At 63.0% G+C, this 8,886-nt stretch carries 7 protein-coding genes; 3 read left to right on the plus strand and 4 right to left on the minus strand.

The window, feature by feature from the left end; genetic code table 11:
- Positions 1-663, minus strand: a 663-nt coding sequence (locus ACL03I_RS38805; RefSeq protein WP_412808565.1) for a helix-turn-helix domain-containing protein, incomplete at its 3' end; no start/stop codon positions are given.
- Positions 664-768: 105 nt separating this feature from the next.
- On the opposite strand from ACL03I_RS38805, the gene ACL03I_RS38810 reads away from it, so the two are divergent.
- On the plus strand, positions 769-1,161 hold the full coding sequence (locus ACL03I_RS38810; protein ID WP_412808566.1) for a hypothetical protein: 393 nt from the start codon (positions 769-771) through the stop codon (positions 1,159-1,161).
- A gap of 274 nt (positions 1,162-1,435) precedes the next feature.
- Here the strand turns inward: ACL03I_RS38810 and ACL03I_RS38815 are convergent, their stop codons facing one another.
- Positions 1,436-1,780, minus strand: a complete 345-nt coding sequence (locus tag ACL03I_RS38815; RefSeq protein ID WP_412808567.1) for a helix-turn-helix domain-containing protein — start codon at positions 1,778-1,780, stop codon at positions 1,436-1,438.
- Between the two features lie 998 nt (positions 1,781-2,778).
- Here ACL03I_RS38815 and ACL03I_RS38820 point away from each other — a divergent pair.
- Together ACL03I_RS38820 and ACL03I_RS38825 are read left to right on the plus strand one after the other, a co-directional pair.
- Positions 2,779-3,630 (plus strand): aldo/keto reductase, encoded by an 852-nt coding sequence (locus ACL03I_RS38820; RefSeq protein ID WP_412808568.1) that lies wholly within the window; start codon positions 2,779-2,781, stop codon positions 3,628-3,630.
- Positions 3,631-3,736: 106 nt separating this feature from the next.
- Positions 3,737-4,795 carry a cupin domain-containing protein gene (locus tag ACL03I_RS38825; protein ID WP_412808569.1) on the plus strand — a complete coding sequence of 353 codons (1,059 nt, stop codon included), beginning with the start codon at positions 3,737-3,739 and terminating at the stop codon, positions 4,793-4,795.
- Between the two features lie 671 nt (positions 4,796-5,466).
- Here ACL03I_RS38825 and ltrA read toward each other — a convergent pair.
- Positions 5,467-7,152 carry a group II intron reverse transcriptase/maturase gene (gene ltrA / locus ACL03I_RS38830; protein ID WP_412808570.1) on the minus strand — a complete coding sequence of 562 codons (1,686 nt, stop codon included), beginning with the start codon at positions 7,150-7,152 and terminating at the stop codon, positions 5,467-5,469.
- A gap of 1,019 nt (positions 7,153-8,171) precedes the next feature.
- The coding region (locus ACL03I_RS38835) for a transposase (protein ID WP_412808571.1) at positions 8,172-8,886 on the minus strand (715 nt) is incomplete at its 5' end.

Consider the following 8,886-nt stretch of genomic DNA (forward strand, 5'->3'; position numbering starts at 1 on the left):
CGACACCCACAGCCGCCGCGTGCGCCGGGCGACGAACCAACCTCGGTCGGCGCGGGGTTGCAGATTCAAAGGCCCGAACTCGTCCACGCAGACCACGCGCCCGTCCGCGGGCGGGTGGTCATAGAGGTCGAGCACCCGCGCCATCTTGGCCGCAAAGTCCGGGTCGTTGCTGGCTTTCCAAGTCTTGGTGGCCTGCCACGACACCCCGCCCGCCTTGAGAATCTGCCGCACGGTCTCGCGGCGGATGTCGGCAACGCCGTTGATTCGCAACACTTCCGCCAGTTTCGACAAGCTCCACGTCGCGAACGGCCAGCCCAGGTCGCGGGGGCAGCACCGGGCGATCCGACAGATCCGATCACGCGTCGGTTGATCGGTCTTCGCCGGCCTGCCCCCGCTCCATTTTGGGTCCAAAGCTTCGAACCCCTTCTCGTTGAAGTCGTGGATCACCTGCCCCACATATGATTCCGACACCTGCATCAGCTTCGCGATGAACCCGACCGGCTGATGCTGCACCGAGGCCATCACCACCACCACCCGCCGCATCCGGATCGACTGCTTACTACGTCGCGCGATCTGAGCCAGCTTGCGGCCCTCTTCCGGGGTCACTGCTCTAACGAACACATCCGGCTTGCGAGCCACCGGCATCACCTCCACCGGCAGCATCACCGGTCACCCACCGATGATCAACCCGCCACCCCGGGTCGCGGGTTACAGCATCAACCTTCCCGGACGCGGCACTAGGCACAAGCGTCTTGGACACATGGAACGGTGCTGATTCGTCTTGTGAGCGGTCCAGCGGCCGATCTCGGCCTGTTGCGGATAGCCAGCGCCAGCTGCCTGGAAGTCGTGATCCGCCTGGTCGACGGGATCCGTCGGCAGCTGTGGGCGTGGAGCCTTCCGCCCGGACAGATACTCACCCGAGAGCCAGCCTTCAGCGGCATGGCGCTTGATGAAATCCCCAGCGATTCTCGCGAAACCATGACCGCCAGCGTGGCGCTGGTCATGGTCGAACTTGCTGCGCAGTGGCGCTATTGCACACTGCAATCCAGCGATCGCCGTGTCGACAACGAATCCCCGAGTACGCGGAAAGCGGAATGGATCTGCACATTAACATGCAGGCCCAATTCTCGCTGGCTTGCTGGTGAGGAGAAGTGGCACTAAGACGGCTCGATTTGAAGAAAGTGCTAGTGCAAAGGTATGTTTGCTCGCGTCAAACTACCGAGCGATCGGTGGACAGGTACGAATACCCCCGATCGGGCCCCGAACCGACGCACACCGGTCCGGGGCTCGATTGGTTGGTGACGCGGAAGCGCAATCCGTGAGCGCATCGCCGAGGTGGGCGGGTACGGAGTTGGGCTATTGAAGGTGTGCCCACGGCACTGTCTGCGCGGCCGGGTGAGCCGCATTCCCGCGGATAGGGGACGCCGCCACGGCCTCACACCGCGGACTGGCAGATCGACACGTCGAGGTAGCGCTGCAGGTACATCGAGATCTTCAGTGGACCGAAGTGGTAGTGCTGGCGCAGATGGATGATCTTGGCTACCACTTCGGGCTGGGTGACGTTCGGGCGGTGCAGCGGCGCGCTGGATCGGTCTTTCAACCCGTCGAGGCCCTCGTCCTCGTAGCGACGTTTCCAGCGATAGAACACGTTGCGGCTGATGCCGTAGTAGCGGCACGTCGCAGCGACATTGCCGCTGACCTCCTCGGCATGCCGGAGAACGGCCAAGCGCCGATTCGCCCGCCTGGCCAGGTCCTTCTCACTCCAAACACGTTCGGCCAAAGGACTCCTCTTCATATCAGGAGCCCAAACTGTCAACAACCTCTGTCAGTTTTAGAACTAGCCCAGCAGGATATCTCACTGCCGCCCCGCCGGAATGCCCTCCTCCGTTCCGCGGAAACGGGCCTCGCGCTTCTGAAATCTTAGTAGCTACCCACACCTCCCACTTAGCTGCTCAGGCCACGGAGCGCAACCTGCCCCGCCGCCGATCGGCGCGGACTGTCAGAAGTCGACTCTGGGCCCTTCCGGTGCCGTATACGTGCAGAGGGGGAACGATGCCGCGGTGTATCAAGCTGAAGCGCTGTGCTGCCCGTGATTCTTAAGGGTTCGGACCGTAGGTTTCGAGGCTGTGGTGGATGAGGGTGACCGGGTCTTTTGCTGGCCAAAATACCCGGGCGGGCCGACATCGCGCCGACTTGCGGTGCCGAGTCCGGCCGGGCGCACGGCCGTCACGAGCGGACCCATTCCCGCGTTCCGGTCGACGGCCATGGTGAGAGTCCGGCGGCTGACACCGCACTGTTGCAGCACGTTTTGCGAGCACGTGCCCGGTGTGGCGGAACGTTTTCAGCGGCATGACCACGAGTAAGAGGCATACGGCTGAGCAGGCGGTTCGGACTTGACCAAGGCAATTAGCGATTGTGCGATGGGGTGGCAAGAACGTCGCGGGTGTGCGTCGGGCGCTGACGGTTACTGAGGCCTCCTATCACCGATGGCGTAACCGGTTCGGGTGGCCTGAAGGGTGACGATGTGAAAGCGGTTGAAGGGCCTCTAGTGAAACAACACCATACTTGAGCGGCTGTATGCCAAACCGGAGCTGGAGAAGGCGGCGTTCAAGGGAATCGCTATAGTTTGTCCTGCAACCTGCGCCGCGGGGCACGTGGTGTAGTGTGAAATTCCTCCTCAGCGCAGCCTCACGGCCTGCGGCATGTTTCGATAGTACCTGGTGGCAGTAAGCTGCCATGTACTCGTCGTGGAGATCTTTTCGGGTCAGGCTTAGGGGTGTGACCGTTGACCACTGTCTCGGAGGTAACCTCGTTATCGATCGGCTCGGGCTCGGTGCCATGCGTTTGTGCTCGCCTGACCGCATTAGTGGGCAGCCGCGTGACTCGGGCATCAGCCGTGCCGTCGTATGCCGCGCTGTCGATCTGGGAGTAAATCACATTGACACCTCCAATTTCTACCGTAGCCACGATGGTGCGATCTGCGCGAATTCACTGATCCGTGAGGCGCTGCATCCCTATCCGCCTGGTCTGGTCATCGCCACGAAGGTCGGTGGAGTTTTTCGTTCCAACGGCACCCTTGTGCAGGCTCATGCTGCTGACATGCGCGAGCTGGTCGAAGAGAACCTCGAAAGCTTGGGGCTGGACTGTTTGGACCTGGTGTACCTTCATATCGGTTTTTTGGGCGCACGGCCCGGGGAGTCTCTTGTCGAACGGTTCGAAGCACTGGTTGAGCTGAGGGAGGAGGGTTTGATTCGCAACCTCGGTCTCAGCGGCGTTGATGCCGAACAAATCTCCGAGGCCCGCTCGATCGGTCCAGTCTCGGCGGTTCAAAACAACTTCCATATAGCCGACCGCGGCGAGGTGGAGTTGCTTAGTTTCTGCTCCTCAGAAGGAATCGCATTCGTTCCCTCCCGCCCCTTTGGCGGCGGGGTTGACCTACAGGATGAACGTCTGGTCACCGTCGCTGCCCGGCATGGCGCTACCGTCAGACAAATAGCGCTTGCCTGGCTGCTGGAACTATCACCGACTTTGCTGGCGATTCCGGGTACCGGCTCTCTCAGGCATCTGGAGGAAAACATTGCCGCACGTTCCATCACCCTCACAGAGGATGACATGGCAGAATTGGGTTGAAACTAGTAACCGACAAGTCGCGACGGCAGATGCACTCGCCGCGGCGAACCCGCAAGGCGCATAGTTCAGTGAATGGATCACCTATCCCGGAAGGGAGTCGCAGACCATGACGGGCGCTATGTCCGAGAACCCTTATCAGAGCCTGGATGCTCTGGCAGTCATGCCGCTGTGGCGGCATCATGGCGACTTGTTCACGCCCGAGCCCCAGGCCAGTGCAGTCCCGTACCTGTGGCGGTATGCCGCGCTGCGGCCATACATGCTGCACTTCACCAATCGACTGTCACTCGAAGAGGCGGCGCGTCGGGTGCTGATGCTGGTCAACCCAGGACTGTCGGATCCGCCGGCGACTGTAAATAGCCTTTTTGCCGGCATCCAGGTGATCATGCCGGGGGAGGCCGCGCGGGCGCATCGGCATGCCGCGAACGCGTTCCGCTTCATTATCGAAGGCGAGTCGGCCTACACGACTGTCAACGGCGAGCGGATTCATATGCGACCCGGCGATCTGCTGCTGACTCCCGGATGGCATTGGCACGATCACTTCCATGAAGGTAACGGTCCGGTGATGTGGCTGGACGGATTGGACTACCCACTCACGAATGCATTGGAGGCGGGCTTTTTCGAGTTGTTCGGCGACCGCGTCCAGAAGCCGTATGTAGCCGATGACCTGTCCAGCCGGAAATTCATACATGGTCGGCTCAACCCCGCGTGGGAGAACGCGGACAGTCGGTTCTCCCCTGTGGGTAACTACCCTTGGCGAGAGACTGAGCGTGCCTTCGTCGCCATGGGAGACGACGTTGAGGGTAGTGACAGCGAGGGCATCGTCCTGGAGTACACCAATCCGTGGAACGGCGGTCCTGTCTTACCCACAACGGACTGTAAGATTACGCGCTTGCGACCGGGCTTCCGAGGTCGGCTGCGGCGAACAACGGCGAGCACGATCATGCACGTCGTGCGCGGAGAAGGTCACGTCGAGTTCGACGATCGGCGTCTTGAATTCGGACCCCATGACGTCATTGCGGTACCCGGCTGGCGGGCGCACCGCTTAGCAAATACGTCCACGGATTCCGACGCCATCCTGTTCTCCTACAGCAATGCCCCGGCACTGCGTGCTCTAGGGCTCCTCCGTGTGGACCATCCGGAAAGCGCGAATGACCCGCCCGGATAGTACCGTCACTGTCGGTGAGATGACCGCCTGTAGTCAACACCTCGCCATCGCTTCCGAGATGGTGGGTAGACGAAGCCGTTCCGCGAAAGGCTCGCTGGAGCGTTGGCTCATAGCACCACAAGCGCAACCCGCCGCCCGGCAGATGCCGGCGGGTGTCCTTGTCGAGTCTGAAGCGTCGTGGTGGTTGACGTTGGACCAGAACGGCGCCTTAATACTGCGGCTCCTGGCTGGAGACGGTCGGTTCGGGAGCCGCACGGCGGTTCCCACGTTCACTGCGAACCGATCGTGGAGGGAGTGCCCAGCTTTGCCCTGCGACATTGCCACGGATACGCCGCAGGCATTCACCGTGGCCTCCGGAACCGGCGACCTAAACCGATCCCGGAGTTCCCAGCACCCGCGAAGGTGTTGATTCGCATCGCAGACCAGCCCGAATCCACACCGGGTTTGGAGCTGGTGGGCGACTTGAGAGGCGTTAGAACACTGGTTCCTCGCGTACACCTTCTCCTCTCGCTGGCCGGACCCGGACCATACGATAGTACTGGCCCGTCCCATCGTTGTCGGGGCTGCTTGCCACCGTCACCGGCATCGACCCGGCTCAGTCGGGTAAGGACGGCGCATTGCTGCGCCGTCCTCCCCTCAGAACTGCCCGTGCGGCTTTCACCGCAGGCAGCTCAAGCAAGCCGCGAGAGCGAATCGGTTTGCGATGCAATGCTTCTGCGTTGGCGAGCATGATGCTCGCTTCGGCAGGAGCGGTGGACCAGACGGGTTCGTTCTCCGTCCGCTGGGTTGGGCCGTCCGTCGTGGACGAGGTAGTCCGCGGCGATGGCCTGACGGATGACCAGCAGCCACCATCGTTCCCATTCACCAGGCGATTGGGGCGGCTGGTCTGGTGACAGCAGTTCGTTCCGGCAGAGCGGGCACCGGCCGTGCTGCTCGACGAGCAGCCGCCGGGTGTAGCCGTCGACCGGGGGTCTGATTCTGCGTCGCCGTTGTTCCCAGTATTCGGCCAGCACCGGGTCATCGGGTGATGCCCGGCCCTTGACCAGAGTGTGTCGGACGATGTCGGTCCAGGAGAACCGTGGCAGGTGCGTGCCGCTGGCTGCGTCGCCGAATACCCAGCGGTTGTTCCTGAACTTGTTGAACTTGCCGAAGTAGCGGGCCGAGACCCACCACTTCGACTTCGTGGGGTGGCTGTAGGTCGCCCACTTGTAGGTCAGCGCCCACAGGTAGTCGTCAAGAGCGTTGAACGTCCGCTTCGACACCACGCCCCGGTAGTAGGCCGCCCATCCCTTGATGATCGGGGTGAGCGTGGCGATTACCGCCCGCGCATTGGAGCCGCGCAGTGCGCGGATCTCTGTGCGCAGCCGTTCCCGTATTCGCCGGACTGCGGCGTTCGATGGTTTGATCAGCAGCTTGCCGTGATAGCGGCGGACATTGAAGCCCAAGAAGTCGAACCCGGACTCGCCCACATGCACGATCCGGGTCTTGTCCTCGTTGAACGCCAACCCCTTGGGTGCCAACCAGTCGGCGAGCCGCGCTTTGACCTGCTCGGCCTGCCGCTGGGTGTGGCAGAGCGCGACGAGATCGTCGGCATACCTGATGACCACCGGGGAGTCAGTTCGCGTCGACTCGGCAGCACTGCCGGACTCCACGTATCGAACTCCTGCCGCGTGTTCCAGCCCGTGCAGGGCAATGTTCAGCAGTAGCGGACTGATGACTCCGCCTTGGGGCGTGCCCTCGTCAGTCGGAGCAAATCCCTTGCCCGCCTCGATGATCCCCACTTTCAGCCAATCCCGGATCATGTCCCTGGCGGGGAAGGACCCGATGGCTTCGAGCAACCGGGAATGATCGATTCTGTCGAACGCCGCCGCCAGGTCCGCGTCCAGCGCCCACACCCGCTTGGCCCGAGGGCCGCGACAAACGGTGTAGATCGCCTGGATCGCATCGTGGCAGCTGCGGCCCGGCCGGAACCCATAGGACTTGGGCTCGAACCGGGCCTCCCACTCGGGCTCCAGCGCGTTGCGGACCCTGCCCTGATGACAACGATCCGCGATCACCGGAATCCCGAGTGGCCGCAACTTCGCACGGTTACCCGCCTTCGGGATATACACCCGCTTGACCGGCCGAGGCCGCCAGTACGCCGCGTCGCGGTGCACCTGCACCGCCAGCTGCATCCGGGCCTGCGAGGTCAGCGCGACCTCACCGTCGACCCCGGCGGTCTTACGTCCCGCATTGCGCTGCGTCGCCTGCCTCACACTGACCAGCGTGTTGCTCCAGCTAAGCAGCATCATTTTCTGCAGGTTCCTGACCGTGGCCAGGTTCCCGCTCCGAGTCGCCGTGAAGATCCGCTGCCGCAAACGCCGTACATTGTCCTCGTGCTGCCGCCAATCGACGGCATCCCACGAAAGGGCAACGCCCTCAGGTCCGTTCACCATTCGGTGTCCAACTTGTCCTTCGGTTCCGGCGGTTCGTGACCGCTTCGTTTCACCAGCTCACCTGTCCACGTCAGCGCCTCTTTCGAGGCCCGGACACTCGGTCCGGTATCCGGCCAGTTATCCAGCGACGACGGCCGGGGGTGCCGCCATGACGCGCTGGTTTCCTGCTGGCTTTCGCCCGCCGGCCTTCGCTTCTTGGACATCCTGTTCCCGCCAGAGGATTCCGCTCTCCTCACAGTCGGCCTACCGGTACATCACATCGATGTTCCGGACTCTGTCGGGGTTTCCGTGTTCCGCACGCATGAGATACGGCCGGGTTGGGTGCCTTCTTTACCCCGGGGCGGCGGTGTCTTCCCGACCAGCACAGCCTCTCTGGTCGGCGCCTGCCGCTTCTCAACGGCCAGCCCTATACCCCGCTGGAACGACCCACCTGCGGAGCTGCTGATAACGGGGCATACAAAGATTCACTTCCGTTCACCCGTCCGGCCTTCCCCTCGCCCGTCATCCCTGGGTGGAACAGGGACGCTTCGGCTTTCACCCCAGGCTTCGCACCCCGCGGTCACCCACGACGCACGCCAGGGCGGGGACGGTCCCATAGACACTGGACCGGATCACGTCCTCGTCGAACGACCTCCTATCAAACGCGATCACTCACAACGTGCGACCTCACGTCGCACGGCTGGCCCCAGCTTCGTTATGCTGCTTCGGCAGCACAACGCCGCAGGTCTCTCACCTCCGGTTCAACAGCGCCTCGTGGCGCACTAGGTGTACTGACCTGAGAGGTTGGGGACGCGGCTGGCTGGTGGGTGTCCGCCGAGTGCGGGGTGGCCGCGGTGGACTCTCCTATGTTTGTCAAGCCGGGATAGGTTTGCTGCTGGTGGCGTTGAGGTGGCGGTAGACGACGTCGGCGAGCTGGCGTTTGAGTCCCTTGAGTCAAGTCGTCATGCTGTGCGGCGTTGTGCGGCATGGTGGATGGCTGGGTCGTAGGGAGTGCCGTGATGCCAGCAGGCCCAGATGACGCGGAGCCAGGCGCGGGCGACGATGCGGGTGGCATGCGGGTTGCGTTTGCCGCGTGCGCGGGCATTACTGTAAAGCTCTGCAGCCCACGGTGATTGCATGCGAGCGTTGTGCGCGAAGGCGGTGATGGCTTTGCGGGCCCGAGTGTTGGCTGCCCAGCGGAAGTAGACTCCGCTGGTCTTGCCCGAGGCTTTGGTAACCGGGGTGACGCCGCATTCGGCGCCGGCTTGGTCCACTGTGTCGACGCGGTCGAGGATCGGACCGATCTCGGCGAGCAATTGGGCCAGGTTGATGGTGCCGACGCCAGGGAGCGCGGCCAGCAGTGGGGCTCTCGGGTGCTCGTCGACGCGTTGCCTGATCAGGTTTTCCAGATCGGCAATGGCGGTTTGGATGCCGCGCAGCAACGTGACTTGAGTTCCGGTCATCAGTGCCAGAGTGTCGGTGGGTAGCTGGGCGGCCGGAACGGCAGCGGCGTGTAACCGGGCCAGCAGCAGTGCGGCGGGTTTTCCGCCGCGGTAGGAGTTCCTGCGTAGGAATGCGGCCATGCGGACCTCGCCGAGCCTCGCGGCCGATTGGGGTGTGGGGTAGGCGGTGAGGAAGGCCAGCGCGATGGGCGAGGCCAGCGAACAGAAAAGGTTT

The organism is Nocardia sichangensis (genome assembly GCF_047200615.1).
Classification (GTDB): Bacteria; Actinomycetota; Actinomycetes; order Mycobacteriales; family Mycobacteriaceae; genus Nocardia; species Nocardia sichangensis.

Bases quoted from the DNA above. Each gene is read 5' to 3' on its own strand.
- ACL03I_RS38825 (WP_412808569.1), top strand. From the start codon at position 3,737: ATGACGGGCGCTATGTCCGAGAACCCTTATCAGAGCCTGGATGCTCTG.